At 63.1% G+C, this 14409-nt stretch carries 15 protein-coding genes; 12 read left to right on the top strand and 3 right to left on the bottom strand.

The annotated features are described in order from the left end of the window. Nucleotides 1-22: 22 nt before the first annotated feature. Complete coding sequence (locus tag AC1DX0_RS01510) at nucleotides 23-1120, bottom strand: lactonase family protein (RefSeq protein WP_477220945.1); 1098 nt, start codon at nucleotides 1118-1120, stop codon at nucleotides 23-25. Nucleotides 1121-1319: 199 nt separating this feature from the next. Here AC1DX0_RS01510 and AC1DX0_RS01515 point away from each other — a divergent pair, with 199 nt between their 5' ends. From AC1DX0_RS01515 to AC1DX0_RS01550, 8 genes are all read left to right on the top strand, one after another. Next, nucleotides 1320-1871 (top strand): MaoC family dehydratase, encoded by a 552-nt coding sequence (locus AC1DX0_RS01515; RefSeq protein WP_027041169.1) that lies wholly within the window; start codon nucleotides 1320-1322, stop codon nucleotides 1869-1871. A 2-nt stretch (nucleotides 1872-1873) separates the two neighbouring features. Beyond that, nucleotides 1874-3034 (top strand): CaiB/BaiF CoA transferase family protein, encoded by a 1161-nt coding sequence (locus AC1DX0_RS01520; RefSeq protein WP_027041168.1) that lies wholly within the window; start codon nucleotides 1874-1876, stop codon nucleotides 3032-3034. A 14-nt stretch (nucleotides 3035-3048) separates the two neighbouring features. Next, nucleotides 3049-4194 carry an extracellular solute-binding protein gene (locus tag AC1DX0_RS01525; RefSeq protein WP_477221095.1) on the top strand — a complete coding sequence of 382 codons (1146 nt, stop codon included), beginning with the start codon at nucleotides 3049-3051 and terminating at the stop codon, nucleotides 4192-4194. Nucleotides 4195-4219: 25 nt separating this feature from the next. Then, the gene (locus AC1DX0_RS01530; RefSeq protein WP_027041166.1) at nucleotides 4220-5407 is read left to right on the top strand and encodes an ABC transporter substrate-binding protein; all 1188 of its coding nucleotides are present in this window, start codon (nucleotides 4220-4222) and stop codon (nucleotides 5405-5407) included. A 66-nt stretch (nucleotides 5408-5473) separates the two neighbouring features. Beyond that, on the top strand, nucleotides 5474-6211 hold the full coding sequence (locus tag AC1DX0_RS01535) for an ATP-binding cassette domain-containing protein (RefSeq protein ID WP_477220944.1): 738 nt from the start codon (nucleotides 5474-5476) through the stop codon (nucleotides 6209-6211). Beyond that, nucleotides 6204-6953 (top strand): ATP-binding cassette domain-containing protein, encoded by a 750-nt coding sequence (locus AC1DX0_RS01540; protein WP_477220943.1) that lies wholly within the window; start codon nucleotides 6204-6206, stop codon nucleotides 6951-6953. The genes AC1DX0_RS01535 and AC1DX0_RS01540 overlap by 8 nt, the downstream gene beginning before the upstream one ends. Further along, nucleotides 6950-7906: an ABC transporter permease gene (locus tag AC1DX0_RS01545; RefSeq protein WP_477220942.1), complete on the top strand. Its 957-nt coding sequence runs from the start codon at nucleotides 6950-6952 to the stop codon at nucleotides 7904-7906. Before AC1DX0_RS01540 ends, AC1DX0_RS01545 begins: the two co-directional genes overlap by 4 nt. Further along, nucleotides 7903-8871 (top strand): ABC transporter permease, encoded by a 969-nt coding sequence (locus AC1DX0_RS01550; protein WP_477220941.1) that lies wholly within the window; start codon nucleotides 7903-7905, stop codon nucleotides 8869-8871. The genes AC1DX0_RS01545 and AC1DX0_RS01550 overlap by 4 nt, the downstream gene beginning before the upstream one ends. A gap of 6 nt (nucleotides 8872-8877) precedes the next feature. On the opposite strand, the gene AC1DX0_RS01555 is transcribed toward AC1DX0_RS01550, so the two are convergent. After that, complete coding sequence (locus AC1DX0_RS01555) at nucleotides 8878-9714, bottom strand: amidohydrolase family protein (RefSeq protein WP_477220940.1); 837 nt, start codon at nucleotides 9712-9714, stop codon at nucleotides 8878-8880. 65 nt (nucleotides 9715-9779) lie between these two features. Beyond that, nucleotides 9780-10565, bottom strand: coding sequence for an IclR family transcriptional regulator (locus tag AC1DX0_RS01560; protein WP_477354085.1), 786 nt, complete (start codon nucleotides 10563-10565; stop codon nucleotides 9780-9782). 169 nt (nucleotides 10566-10734) lie between these two features. Here AC1DX0_RS01560 and AC1DX0_RS01565 point away from each other — a divergent pair, with 169 nt between their 5' ends. The 4 genes from AC1DX0_RS01565 to AC1DX0_RS01580 all read left to right on the top strand — a co-directional run. Next, nucleotides 10735-12054, top strand: coding sequence for an ABC transporter substrate-binding protein (locus AC1DX0_RS01565; RefSeq protein ID WP_477220938.1), 1320 nt, complete (start codon nucleotides 10735-10737; stop codon nucleotides 12052-12054). Nucleotides 12055-12186: 132 nt separating this feature from the next. Continuing rightward, nucleotides 12187-13083: a carbohydrate ABC transporter permease gene (locus tag AC1DX0_RS01570; protein WP_477220937.1), complete on the top strand. Its 897-nt coding sequence runs from the start codon at nucleotides 12187-12189 to the stop codon at nucleotides 13081-13083. Next, entirely contained in the window at nucleotides 13083-13949 is an 867-nt protein-coding gene (locus tag AC1DX0_RS01575) for a carbohydrate ABC transporter permease (RefSeq protein WP_477220936.1), read from the top strand. The genes AC1DX0_RS01570 and AC1DX0_RS01575 overlap by 1 nt, the downstream gene beginning before the upstream one ends. 4 nt (nucleotides 13950-13953) lie before the next feature. After that, nucleotides 13954-14409 (top strand): ABC transporter ATP-binding protein (locus tag AC1DX0_RS01580; protein ID WP_477354088.1); only part of this gene is annotated, 456 nt, incomplete at its 3' end.

Here is a 14409-nt window from a genome sequence, read left to right on the forward strand (position 1 = left end):
TCCGAGGATAGCTGCTGGCGGTTCAGCGCACGATCCTGACGCACATTGGCGTGCCGATCTCGATGGCGCTTCCGGTGTCGGTCAGCATGCCGCTCGCCGCGTCGCGCGCGAAGATCGAGATGCGATCGGCGTTCTGGTTGGCCGAGAACAGATGACCGCCCGACGGCGTCAGCGCCAGATTGCGCGGCGTCGCACCACCGCATGGGGCATAGCCGACGAGGCTTAGCGCACCGGTCTGCTGGTCGACCGCCATGATGACGACGCTGTCATGGCCACGGTTGGAGCCGTAGACAAAACGGCCATCCGGCGAAATCTGGATGTCTGCGCAATGATTGCTGTCGCGCGCCTCGGCCGGCACCGCCGGCTTGGCGTCGATGATCGACAGCTTGCCGGAGGCTTCGTCCAGCGCCAACGACACGACGGTCGAATCCAGTTCGTTCATGACAAAGACGAAGCGCCCGTTCGGATGCAGTGCAAGATGGCGCGGACCCGCACCTGGCGTCAGTGCGGATTCTGCAACCTTTGTCAGGCTGCCATCCTTCTCGATCCGGTACGACACTAGCCGGTCGATGCCGAGATCGGCGACGACAGCCATTCCACCGCCAATGGTTTCGGTGACGCTGTGCGCATGCGAGCGCTCCTGCCGCGCCGCGTTCGGGCCCGTGCCCATGTGAGAAACGCTGGCCAGCGGCGCCGACAAGGCACCATCCTTCTCGAAACCATACACGGCCACGGCGCGGTCCGGACCACCCTCGCCCATGCCGTAATTGGCAACCAGCAGTTTCGTCCCATCGCGGGTGATGGTGTTGTGGGCGGTGATACTGCCAAGTGATGGCTGTTTGTTCAGATAGGTGAGCATGCTCGAACCACGATCGAAGCTGTAAGCCGAGACTGTGCCCTCGCGCCAGGCAAACACTTCCGAATTGGCGTAGATACGCGAACCATCCGATGTCACCGACAGGAAGGTCGGATTGTCGACGTCATTGGTCTCGGCCAATTTCCGGGTTTCGAGCGTTGCTTCGTCAAAACTGTAGACGCTGAGGCCTACGCCGCGCGCGCCCTGAAAATAAGGCGCCTCCCGGTTCAGGCTGCCGACAAACACCAGACAATCCTTGCTCATCATTTCCTCCCCTGCCCGCTTGCGCCTGAGCGCACGGGACCGGCCAAAATTTCGCCTGTCCTCGCTTGCAACGCAACCCCATATGTGAAAATACTATTTACAAAAGAAGATTGACGGGAGGAGACGTCGTGCAATCAGGCGCCTTGACGCGCGTTCTAACGGCTGCCCGGACCCTCCCGCGAGAGCGACAGAACCAGCCATGAACGACTTCGCACCCACTGTCGGCGTCGCCTCGACGTATCCCAGGAACATGCCAGCCGATCACGCCGCGCTGCCGGTTTGGAATGCCGAGAACTGGTTCTACGAGGACTGGCCGGTCGGCCAGAAAATCCGCTCGTTGCGGCGCACGATGGCGGAAGGCGATAGCCACCTTTTCAACACGCTGGTGCTCGACATCCACCCCTATGTGCAGGACCAGATGTTTGCCGAGAGCGAAGGCATTTTCGGCAAGCGGCTGATCGCCGGAGCCTTTGTCTTTTCGGCGGGCCTCGGGCTGGTCGCCACCAACTGCGTCAACGCCTTTTCCTATGGCTATGACAAGCTGCGCTTCATAAAGCCTGTCTTCATTGGCGACACGATCTATTCGATCCGCTCCAACCTCGACAAGAAGCCGCGCTACAAGGAAATGGGGCTGATCCGCGCCAGCTACGAAGTGTTCAAGGGCGAAGGCGAGCTCGTCCTCTATTGCGAGCATCTGCAGACGGTGAAGTACCGCAACCCGGCCGATTTCGTCGGCAAGACGGAGAAATAGAGATGCCGGCGCCAGCCGAATTGCCGCTTGCCGGTCTTGTCGTCGTCGACATGAGCCAGTTCCTGTCCGGGCCTTATTGCTCACTCAGGCTGCTCGATCTCGGCGCCCGTGTCATCAAGATCGAACGCCCAGATGGCGGCGACCTGTCGCGCCGGCTCTATCTCAGCGACACCGAGATCGGCGGCGATTCCACGATTTTCCACGCCATCAACCGCGCCAAGGAAAGCTTTGCCATCGACCTCAAGAACGAGGCCGATCTCCAGGCGCTGCGCGGCCTGTTGGTCAAGGCCGACGTGCTGATCCAGAATTTTCGGCCCGGCGTCATCGAACGGCTGGGCCTCGACTATGAGGCCGTGCGCAAGATCAACCCGCGGCTCGTCTATGCCTCGATCAGCGGCTATGGCGAAGACGGCCCGTGGGTCAAGCGGCCTGGGCAGGATCTGTTGGCGCAATCGCGCTCCGGCGTGATGTGGCTGAACGGCGATGAGGACCAGGGACCGGTGCCATTCGGGCTCGCCATTGGCGACATGCTGGCGGGTGCGGCCTGCGCGCAAGGCATTCTGGCGGCGCTCGTCCGGCGCGGCATTACCGGCCGGGGCAGCCATATCGAAACCAGCCTGCTGGAGGCGCTGGTCGACTTCCAGTTCGAGGTGCTGACCACCCATCTCAATGATGGCCGTCGCTTGCCCAGGCGCTCCAATTTCCGCAGCGCGCATGCCTATCTCTCCGCGCCTTACGGCGTCTATCCGGCCAAGGATGGCTACCTCGCCATCGCCATGACGCCGATCCCCAAACTTGCCGACCTGCTCTCGCTGAGCGAGTTGGCACCCTATCGCGACAAGCCTGCATCGTGGTTCACCGCGCGCGACGATATCAAGGCGATCATCGCGCAGAGGATTGCGACGAAGACCATCGATGAATGGCTGGCCATACTGGAACCCGCCGACATCTGGTGCGCCAAGGTGCTGACCTGGCCGGAAATGCTGGCCAGCGAGGGTTTTCAGTCGCTCGACATGCTGCAGACAGTGACGCGGGAGGACGACGTCTCGATCCTCACCACCAGTTCGCCGCTCCGGGTCGATGGGATCAGGGCCAAGGTCGATCGCGCTGCACCACGGATCGGCGAGCACAGTGCCGCGATCCGCGCGGAGTTCGGCTTGTGACCACGCTCAAGGGCATGACCTGGAGCCATCCGCGCGGCTACGATCCGATGGTCGCCTGCTCGGCGCTGTGGCAGCAGAAAGCCGGTGTCGCCATCGCATGGGACAAGCGCTCGCTGCAGGATTTCGAATCGTTCCCCGTCGAGGAACTGGCGCGCGCCTATGATTTGATCGTTATCGATCATCCGCATGTCGGGCAGATCACTGCGGAAAGCTGTCTTGCGCCACTGGATATCGCCGGCCGCGAGGCGGAACGTACCGCGCTCGCCTCGGGCAGCGTCGGCCAATCCTATCCGAGCTACAACTGGCAGGGACGGCAATGGGCCTTCCCGATCGATGCGGCCAGCCAAGTTTTGGCGTGGCGCCCGGATGCGCTAGAGACACCGCCGGCGCGTTGGAGCGATGTGCTCGATCTCGCCCGGCAAGGCCGCGTGCTGTTGCCGCTGCGGCCGCCGCATGTGTTGATGGTGTTCTACACGCTTGCCGGCAATCTCGGTTATCCCTGCGCCACCGAACCGTCCCGCGATCTCATCGATGTCCAGACCGGCAGCCAAGTCTTCGAAGCGATGCGCGAGATCGCAGCACTGGTCGACCCGGCCTGCTTCGAGATGGATCCGATCGCTGTTTCCGAACGGATGGCGGAGGCTGGCTCCCAGATCGTCTGCGCGCCGCTGATCTATGGCTATGTCTCCTATGCGATATCAGGGTTTCGCGCGCACCGCCTAGCCTTTGCCGACATTCCGACCATCGGCTCCAACGGTCCAATCGGCTCGGCGCTTGGCGGCACCGGCATAGCCGTGTCGGCTTTTTCCGGGGCAAAAGATGCCGCGATCGATTTTGCCTATTGGGTCGCCAGCGGCGATGTCCAGCGCGGTCCCTATGCCGCTGCCGGCGGACAGCCCGGCCACGCGGCTGCCTGGGAAGACCAGAGCGTCAACGCCGCGACCGGCAATTTCTATCGTGACACGCGCGCGACGCTGCAGGGCGCATGGGTGCGGCCGCGCCATGACGGCTACATGGCGTTCCAGCAGGCGGCGTCCGACCGCATCCTTTCCGGCATGACCTCCGGGCACAAAGCCGCCCAGGTCGTTGCCGATCTCATCAGCCTGTTACGGGAGAGTTCTCCGGTGCAGGTGTCCGGCGCTGCCGGTGGAGGAGCCTGAACGAAACCGAACGGAGGAGATCAAGATGACAAGAATGATAAGCGGCCTTATGGCCGCAACCGCCTTTGTATCCATCACGACAATTGCCTATGCCCAGGATGTGCAAGGCGTCATCGGCGGGCTGCCGACCGAACTCAAGGCGCAGTATGACGGCGCGCCGCAAAAGGTGCTGCCTTCTGCCTGGGACAATTTCACCCCGCCGCCGAAGCCTTGGAAATGGTGCCACTCGGAATCCTACCAGGGCAATCCGTGGCGCGTGACGGTCACCAAGGAGTTGAAACGTCTGGTCGACGGATTGATCGCCGACGGCACGGTGTCCAGCTTCGAAGTGTCTGACTCCAACAACGATGCCAGCCAGCAGATCAACCAGATCCGCGCCTTCATCGACAAGAAATGCTCGATCATCACCTCGATCCCTGGCTCGGCGACGGCGCTCGACGATGCGATCGATGCCGCCGCCAAGGCCGGCATTCCCTTCATCACCGCGGCCGGCTCGGTGACCAGCCCGAACGCCATCAATGTCGATTCCAACTATGCGCGCTGGGGCTATGACATGATGACAGCGATCGGCAAGGCACAGCCGGACGGCGCCAGCATCCTGCTGGTCGAAGGCATTGCCGGTCATCCAATCGTGGTGCAGGAACGCCAGGGTGCGGACAAGGCGTTGGTTGAAAATCCCAAGCTGAAGATTTCGCGCAACGTCAATGGCAACTGGACCGCGAACGTCACCAAGACCGTCGTGCTGCAGGCGATCGCCACCAATCCGGCGCCGATCGATGCGGTGTGGACGACCGGCAGTGAGAGCCGCGTCGTCGCCGAGGCCTTCGCCGAAGCCGGCCGGCCGGCGCCGCTGATCACCGGCTCGATCACCGGTGACGCGCTCGGCTATTGGAAGGCCAACCCCGACAAATACCGCTTCGAAGGCCACGCCGTGCTGCCGCACTGGACCGCCGAGACACTGTTCCGCGTCGGCGAGCGCATGCTTGACGGCCAGAAGCCAAAGCTGAACACGCTGCTGATCCCGATCCCACCGGTGCACAGCGCCGATCTCGGCCAATGGTACAAGGACTGCATGACGACGGATGCCGTCTCGATCTTCCCCATCCCGCCCAAGGATCCGATGCCGGAGGAATGGCTCGACGCCTATTTCTCCAATCCGGCGCCGACCAAGGGCTGGGATTATGCGAAGGTACCGGACGCCTGCGCGAAGTGACACCATCGACAGACCCAGCAAGCCGGCTCCTTTCGGGGAGCCGGCTTGCCAGCTTCGAAACACGGCATGCTTGAAATCAAAGACATATCCAAACGCTATGGCGAGACGGTCGCGCTTGCCGACGCTTCGATCGCGTTCCGGGCTGGCACCATCCACACCATCCTGGGCGAAAACGGTTCGGGCAAGAGCACGATGGTCAAGCTGCTGTCCGGCATCGTCCAGCCGGACAGTGGCGCGATCCTGCTGCAGGACCAGCGGTTTTCGGGGGCCAACCCGTCGGCCTTCCAGGCGCAAGGTTTTGCCACGGTGTTCCAGGAGGTGCTGATCGCGCCGGACCGCAGCGTGACGGACAACATCCTGCTAGGCCTCGATGGGTTGATCCGCCGCACCGTGCCGCGCAATGAGCGCCGCGACCGAGCGGCAGCCGCACTGAAGCGGTTCGCCGTAACCAACGTTCCGCTCGACACGCCCGCCGGCCTGTTGCCGCTGGCCGCGCAGCAACTGGTGGTTCTCGCCCGCGCGATCGTGCGCAATCCCAAAATCCTGATCCTCGACGAGGTCACCGCGGCACTCGATTTCGCCGACCGCGAATCCGTCTTTTCGCTGATGCGCGCGCTGGCCGGCGAAGGTTGCCTCATCCTGTTTATCACGCACCGCATGGATGAGGTGATGTCGCTGTCGGATCGCATCTCGATCCTGCGCGGCGGCAGTGTGGTGCGCACCGAGGAACGCGGCGCCTCGACACCAGCGGAATTGCTGAAGGCGATGGCGCCCCGTACCGCGGCGGAGTTGGCGCATGGTTGATCACCCGGCTCCTGGTCTAGCCGTCCGCGACCTCGTCATCGCGCCGGGCGCCAGCGCAATAACGCAGACCATCGCTCCCGGCGAAATCGTCGGCCTTGCCGGCCTCGACGGCCACGGCCAGGAACTGTTCCTGAAAATGCTCGCCGGCTTGGCGTCGCCACTTGCCGGCTCGATCGAGTTGGCCCTGTCCGGCCCATCCCGCAAGATCACCGGGTTCCGCAAGGCCGTCGCCAGCGGCATCGCCTATCTGCCGCGCGACCGGCGTGCCAACGGCATTTTTCCGACGCAGTCGGTGCTGGACAATTTCGCCGTTTCGACCTTGTCGCGCGACACCCGTCTCGGCCTGATCAGTCCAACGGCGCGCAAGGCGCGCTACGACATCTACCGCGAAAAACTGTCGATCGTGGCACCCCGGCCGGATGCGCCGATCACCACTCTGTCGGGCGGCAACCAGCAGAAGGTGCTTTTGGCGCGGGCGTTGGCGTTGGAGCCCGCCATCCTGCTGCTCAACGACCCGACGCGCGGCGTCGACGTAGCGACGCGGCATGTGCTCTATGACGTCTTTCGCGGGCTGGCGGCCGACGGCATGGGGCTGGTCATCCTGTCCAGCGAGATCGAGGAGATTCTTCTGCTGTGCCAGCGCGTGCTGGTGTTCCGGGAAAACGAGGTCGCGGCGGAAATCTCCGGCGAAGCGCTGACCACCGACGGCGTGATCTCCGCTATGTTCGGACGTGCGGCATGAGCCCCGTCACGCGCCTCCTCTCTCTTGGACGAAACATCGGCTTTGCGGTGGTGCTGCTGGTCGTCCTGCTTGCGGTCAATCTCATTCTCAGCCCGGGGCGGTTCCAGCCGGGATCATGGGGCGCGCTGGTCGGACTGGCCGCGCCGTTGATCGGCGCGGCCATCGCCTCGACACCGGTGATCCTCGCCGGGCGCGGCGGCATCGACATCTCGGTCGGGCCGTTGATGGGCTTCGTCAACGCAATGGTGATCCAGATGCTTTTCCTCAAAGCCGGCATCTCGTCACCGCTGCTGCTCGTGCCGGCGGCCCTGCTCATCGGCGCGCTGGTCGGCGCGGCGAATGGTTTCCTGGCAACGATCGTGCGCATTCAGCCGATCGTCGCCACGCTCGGCACCTATCTGATCCTCACCGGCATCACGCTGACGATCCTGCCGGCGCCGATCGGCCCGGCGCCGGCGTGGCTCAAGGCCTTGGCTGGTCCTTGGTCGATGCTGCCGCTGGCCTTGATGTTCATCGCCTGGTGGCTGGTGCGGCGCCTTCCCTACTACGACCAGCTGATGGCGGTCGGCAGCGACGACCGCGCCGCCTACACCGCCGGTGTCGATGTCACACGCGTGCGCTTCATCGCCTATGTCATGACCGGCATCTTTGGCGGATGTGCCGGGCTGATGCAGACGGCGCTGATTGGCTCGGCCGACCCCAATATCGGGCCAACCTACACGCTGATCGCGATTGCCGCCGTGGCGCTGGGCGGCGTCAGCCTGGCCGGCGGGCGTGGCGGTGTCGCGGGTGCCGCCATCGGCGCCATCGACATCTTCCTGCTGCAAAGCGTGCTGACGACGTTCAACGTCTCGACCTTCGTGCTGCAGATCGCCTATGGCGCCATACTGGTGCTGGCGGTGATGCTGACCGCGCTGCAGGAACGTCTTGCCACGAGGGGGACGCTGACATGACTGGGCGAAACCTGTTTGCGACAACCAATGCCCGCGTCATCGGCGCTTTCTGCGTCGCCGCCCTTCTGCACCTTGCCGGCACGGTTCTGATTCCCGGCTACTCCGCGCCGTTTGCGATACGCGCCATGCTGGTGCTCGCTTCGCTGCTCGCAGTCGCCTCGATCGGACAGACGCTGGTCGTCATCATGGGCGGCATCGACCTGTCGATCCCCTTCGTCATCGGCTTCGCCAATGTCGTCGCCGCACAGCTCTATGGCGATGGCTGGAATTTTGTCCTGGTCTGCGGCCTCGTCGGCGTTCTGGCGCTTCTCATCGGTGGGCTGAACGGGCTGATCTCGCGCAGCCTCGACATCCAGCCACTCATCGTCACGCTCGGTATCGGCATGGTGGTGCAAGGGTTGGTGTTGCTGTGGACGGCAGGCTTCCCGTCAGGCTCCGCACCGCAGGCGGTTTCCAGCTTCGTGTCGATCGGCGGATCGGCCGGGCCGCTGCCGGTGCCGTGGCTGGTGCCCAGTCTCGTCGTGCTGGCCGCACTCGTCGTGCTGGTGCTGGAGCGGACGCCCTATGGCCGCCGGCTCTATGCGCTGGGCAGCAATCCGGGGGCGGCGCCGCTGGCGCTGATCGATCCGGTTCGCATGTGGGTTATCACCTATGCCGCGAGCGCTTTCTTCGCCGCCGTGGCCGGCGTGCTGTTGCTTGGCTTCACCGGCTCGGCCTATGGCGATGTCGGCCAGCCCTATCTGTTCCAGACGATTGCAGCCGTGGTCGTCGGCGGCGCGGCTTTGGTCGGTGGCCGCGGCAGCTATCTCGGCACGATCGCTGGCGTGCTGGTGCTGACCGAGATTAACACGCTGCTGATCGGCCTCGGCTTCCAGCCGTCGGCGGTGCAGGCGGCACTGGGCTTCATCATCGTGCTGCTGGTCTCGCTCTACGGCCGCGAGCGGCACGTCTCGACGACGATCTGACGGCGGCTACTTCAACCGCCAGAGCTTGCGGGCATTCCCCGACAACAATCCCTCGCGCTCAGAAGCGCTGCAGCCGGAAAGTAGCGCATGGGTCGCGGCAACCCAGGTCGAAAGGCCACCGCCAAGCGTGCAGACCGGCCAGTCACTGCCCCAGACGACACGGTGCCAGCCGAACGAACCGATGGTGTGCTCGACATAGGGCCGTAGTGTCTCTACCGTCCAGGCAGGACCGGCATAGGCAACGACGCCGGAAATCTTGGCCATGACATTCGGACGCTTCGCGATCTCGCTCATGTGCTCGCGCCAAGGATGCTCGGCATTGCCGTTGATGTCGGGCACGCCGCAATGGTCGAGGACGAACTGGACGTCGGGCGCCAGGTCGGCCAGCGCGATCGCCTTGGGGATCTGGTGCGGCAGCACGACGAGGTCGAAGGTCAGGCCGGTGCCGCCAAGCCGCTTGATGTTTTCCCGGAAAAGCGCGCCTTCCGAGAGATCGTCGGGCACGACGTGGAGGACGCGGCGGAAACCCTTGACGAAAGGATTTGTCTGCTGGCGTTCGAGATAGGTGGCAAAGTCAGCCTCTTCCGGCCGGCACGATGCGATCACTCCGGTGAGCATGCTGCCGGGCTGCCGTGACAGATTTTCGACACGTGCGGTCTCTGCTTCGATGTCAGCTGGATCGACATCGACCTCCATGTGCAGCACGCGTTCGACGCCAACACGCTGCGCCTCCGCGGCGTACTCCTCGTAAGAGAAATCGCGGTTGAGCGCCGGCACGCCGGCAAGCCAGGGATAGCGTAAGGCCGAGCGATCGATGAGATGCAAATGGGTGTCGATGATCATGGCAAGGCTCCTCCTCTTGGCTGTTCAAATCATCTCACGGAGGAATTCTTCATTCAAATAAGAATTTATGCCGATGAACCGACAGTCGAGCCTGCCAGGTGCGACAGGTTCTCGCATGTTGCCAGCAACAGCTCGATGGTCCGGGTGATGTCCGGCGCGGCAGGCGTGTTGATGACGGTGATGTAGGGGATCGACAAAGCGGCGATCGCCCTGCCATCGGAACTGCGCACCGGTGCCGAGAGATTGAAGACGCCTGCCGTCTGCATCGAGGCCATCATCTCGTAGCCGCGGTCGCGGATCTGGTCGAGCCGGGTGAAGAACTCCGCCGATTGCGGTGTCTTGTCTGTGCTGCGGACGTATTCCGAAATCATCATCTGCCGCTCTTCCTGCGAGCGGAAGGCGAGCAGCACATGGCCAGATCCGGTGTCGAAGAGGCTGATGTGGGAGCCGACCCGGATCGAGATGCCCCAGTAGTCCGGCGCTTCCTGCTGAGCGATGACCACAGCGGAACCGCGATCAAAAACAACGAGTTGATTGGCCTGCTGCGAGGTCTCGGCCAGCTCGCGCATGAGCGGCGTGGCGTAGGAAACCAGCCGCCGCACCGGGGCGTGCAGTTGCGCCAGGCCGAACAGTTTCAGCGTCAGCGAATAGCGGTCGCCATCGAGCCGAGTGACATAGCCGCGCCGCACCAGCCGATCGAGCATGCGGTAGAACTCATTGGGGCTGCGGTCGAGTTTCTTGGCGATTTCCGCCTGCGTCAGGCCGYCGTCGACGCCAGCCAGCAGCTCAAGGATGTCGAGCCCCTTGTCGAGCGCCGGCGCGCGATAGCGCTCGTCTTCGCTGTCGTCCATGGGTCATCTCTCCAGTGAATTGTTCCCTTCATATACGCAGGAACGCAGCCGGCGGAAACAAATTTCGCCTTGACGTATCCATGAATGTTTTGTTTGTATATGAATGTAGCACTTCTTGTCATCAGACGAGTTGCGGTCGCCTGCCAAGGCGCACCAAGGGAGGATACCAATGAACAGACTGCTTTCCGGCGTGTCCGCCGGCGCATTGTTGCTTGCATTCGGTGCAGGCACGGCCCTTGCCGGCGACCTGCCCGGCAAGTTCGAAGGCGTGACCGTCGACGTGAAACTGATCGGCGGCCAGCAATATGAAAAGCTCTACGAGCGCATTCCCGAATGGGAGAAGGCAACCGGCGCCAAGGTCAACATCCTGACCAAGAAGAACGGTTTCGACATCGACAAGGAACTTAAGTCGGACATCGCCTCGGGCAGCACCAACTGGTGCGTCGGCTGGAACCATTCGTCGTTCGCGCCGCAATATACCGGCCTCTACACCGACCTCAGCAAATTGCTGCCCAAGTCGGAGATCGATGCCTTCGTGCCGTCGACGATCAAGTCGGCGACCATCGACGGCAAGCTGGAAATGCTGCCGCGCGCGCAGTTCGACGTTTCGGCGCTCTACTACCAGAAGAGCCTCTACGACAACGCCGACAACAAGACCAAGTTCAAGGCCAAATACGGCTATGATTTGGTGCCGCCGGACACCTGGAAGGAGGTCACCGACCAGGCCGAGTTCTTCGCCAACCCGCCCAATTTCTACGGCACGCAATTTGCGGGCAAGGAAGAGGCGATCAATGGCCGCTTCTACGAGATGGTCGTCGCCGAGGGCGGCGAATATCTCGACAAGGACGGCAAACCGGTCTTCAATTCCGAGGCTGGCATCCGGGCGCTCGACTGGTTCGTCAATCTCTACAAGGCCAAGGCCGTGCCGGCCGGCACGACCAACTACCTCTGGGACGATCTCGGCCAGGGCTTTGCCTCGGGCACCGTCGCCATCAACCTCGACTGGCCGGGCTGGGCCGGTTTCTTCAACGATCCGAAATCGTCGAAGGTGGCGGGCAATGTCGGCGTGAAGGTCGCGCCGAAAGGGTCTTCCGGCAAGCGCACCGGCTGGTCCGGCTTCCACGGCTTCTCGGTGACCGAAAACTGCCCGCACAAAGAGGCCGCGGCTTCACTGGTGTGGTGGCTGACCAACGAGGACAGCCAGAAGCTCGAAGCCGCCGCCGGCCCGCTGCCGACCCGCACAGCGGTCTGGGATTGGGACCTGAAGCAGGCCGAGAACGATCCTTACAAGAAGGAGGTTCTTTCCGCCTTCCAGGAAGAAGCCAAGCACGCCTTCGCCGTGCCGCAGACGCCTGAATGGATCGAAATCTCGAACGCAGTCTATCCGGAACTGCAAGCGGCGATCCTTGGCGACAAGACCTCGAAGCAGGCACTGGACGAAGCCGCCGCCAAGGCGACGCAGATCCTGCAGGACGCCGGCAAGCTGTAGAAACGACTTCGACGGCTGCCTCCCCCATCGTGATGGGGGAGGCGATCGCGTCTTGGCGTATGCTCGGCGATACATGGCCCTTTCGTCGCGTCCGCCTCGGCGCCAGTCCAATGCAACATTTCAGGAATTCTGATGAAGGGCTTCAAGCCATCCGCGCCATTCCTGCTGCTGCTTCCGGCGTTCATCGTGCTGGCGGCGGTCGTCGTCGTGCCGCTGCTGCTCTCGCTCTATTCCAGCTTCACACCCTTCCGGCTGACCAAGCCCGAGACGTTCTATGTCTTCATCGGCTTCCGGAATTATCTGTCGATCCTGGCCAACACCGATTTCTGGTGGGCGTTCGGCCGCACGGTGCTGCTGCTGACGATCGCGCTCAATCTCGAAATGCTGCTTGGCCTCGGCCTTGCCATGCTGGTCGAGAAGGCGACGCGCGGCCAGCGCATCCTGCGCACGTTGATGATGTTTCCGATGATGTTCTCGCCGATCCTCGTCGGCTTCCAGTTCAAGTTCATGTTCAACGACAATATCGGCTTGGTGAACAACGCTCTGCAGTCGCTCGGCATCACGCAGGACGCCATTCCGTGGCTTATCGAAGGGCACCTCGCCTTCATCGCCATTTCGATCGCCGAGATCTGGTCGTCAACGGCGATCTTCGCCATCCTGATCCTGGCAGGCCTGCTCGCCATGCCCAAGGAGCCGATCGAGGCGGCGCGCGTCGACGGCTGCACACCGTGGCAGACATTCCGCTATGTGACGTGGCCCTTCGTCATGCCCTTCGCCTACATCGCCATGACCATCCGCTCGCTCGACGTCGCGCGCGCTTATGACATCGTCAAGATCATGACCGATGGCGGACCGGCGGGCCGCACCGAACTGTTGTGGACGCTGGTGGCGCGCACCGCCTACAGCGACGGGCGCATGGGCATGGCCAACGCCATGGCCTATTTCTCGATCCTGCTGTCGATCGCCTTCACCGTCTATTTCTTCAACAAGCTCGCCGCGGCGCGCACGCAGATCGGTGCGGAGTGGTGATGGACGAGAATTCTTCCGCCCGCCTGAAGCGCCGGCTGCTCGGCATCGTCTATCGCATCGGCCTGTTCCTGGCGATGCTGACGATCTGCCTGCCTGGCCTGTGGATCGTCATCTCGTCGCTGCGGCCGACCGTCGAGATCATGGCCAAGCCGCCGGTATGGATCCCGCAAGAGGTTTCGTTCGACGCCTATGTTTCGATGTTCTCAGGCATCGGCAAGGGTGGCATCCCGGTCATCGAATATTTCCGCAACTCGCTGATCATCTCGGTGACCTCGACTGTCATTGCGGTCGCCATCGGCATGGCCGGCGGCTACGCCTTCGCGCGCTACCGCTTCCGCGGCAAATCAAGCGTCTTTCTCGGCCTGATGCTGACGCGCACGGTGCCGGGCATCGCGCTGTCGCTGCCGCTGTTCTTCCTCTATGTGCGGCTCGGCATCATCGACACGCATTTCGGACTGATCCTTGCCTATGTCGCGCTCAATGTGCCGTTCACCATCTGGCTGATCGACGGCTTTTTCCGCCAGGTTCCCAAGGATCTCGCCGAAGCGGCGCAGATCGATGGCTGCACGCGCTGGCAGGCGTTCTGGCAGGTCGAGTTCCCGCTCGCCGGGCCGGGCATCGCGTCGGCCGCTATCTTTGCCTTCCTGACCTGCTGGAACGAGTTCGCGCTGGCCTCGCAATTAACCCGCTCGGTCAGCGCCAAGACACTCCCGGTCGGCCTGCTCGACTATACCGCCGAATTCACCATCGACTGGCGCGGCATGTGCGCGCTTGCCGTGGTGATGATCATCCCGGCGCTCACCCTCACCTACATCGTCCAGAAACACCTTGTCGGCGGCCTGACCTCCGGCGCGGTGAAAGGCTGATCCCATGGCAACGGTTTCCCTCAAAAAGCTGACCAAGCGCTACGGCAATATCGGGATCGTGCATGGCATCGATCTCGATATCACCGACCGCGAATTCATCGCCCTGGTCGGCCCCTCCGGTTGCGGCAAGTCGACGACGCTGCGGATGATCGCCGGACTGGAAGAAATCAGCGCCGGCTCGATCGAAATCGGCGGGCGCGTCGTCAACGATCTGCCGCCGCGCTCGCGCAACATCTCGATGGTGTTCCAGTCCTACGCGCTCTATCCGCACATGACAGTGCGCGAGAATCTCGGCTTCTCCTTGAAGATCGCCGGTGCGGCCAAGGAAGACATGGAGCGKCGTGTTGCCGAAGCCTCGGCCATTCTCGGTCTCGACACGCTGCTCGACCGCCGCCCGTCGCAACTGTCCGGCGGCCAGCGCCAGCGCGTCGCCATGGGCCGCGCCATCGTGCGCGATCCC

Source organism: Mesorhizobium sp. P3_A9, assembly GCF_056402975.1.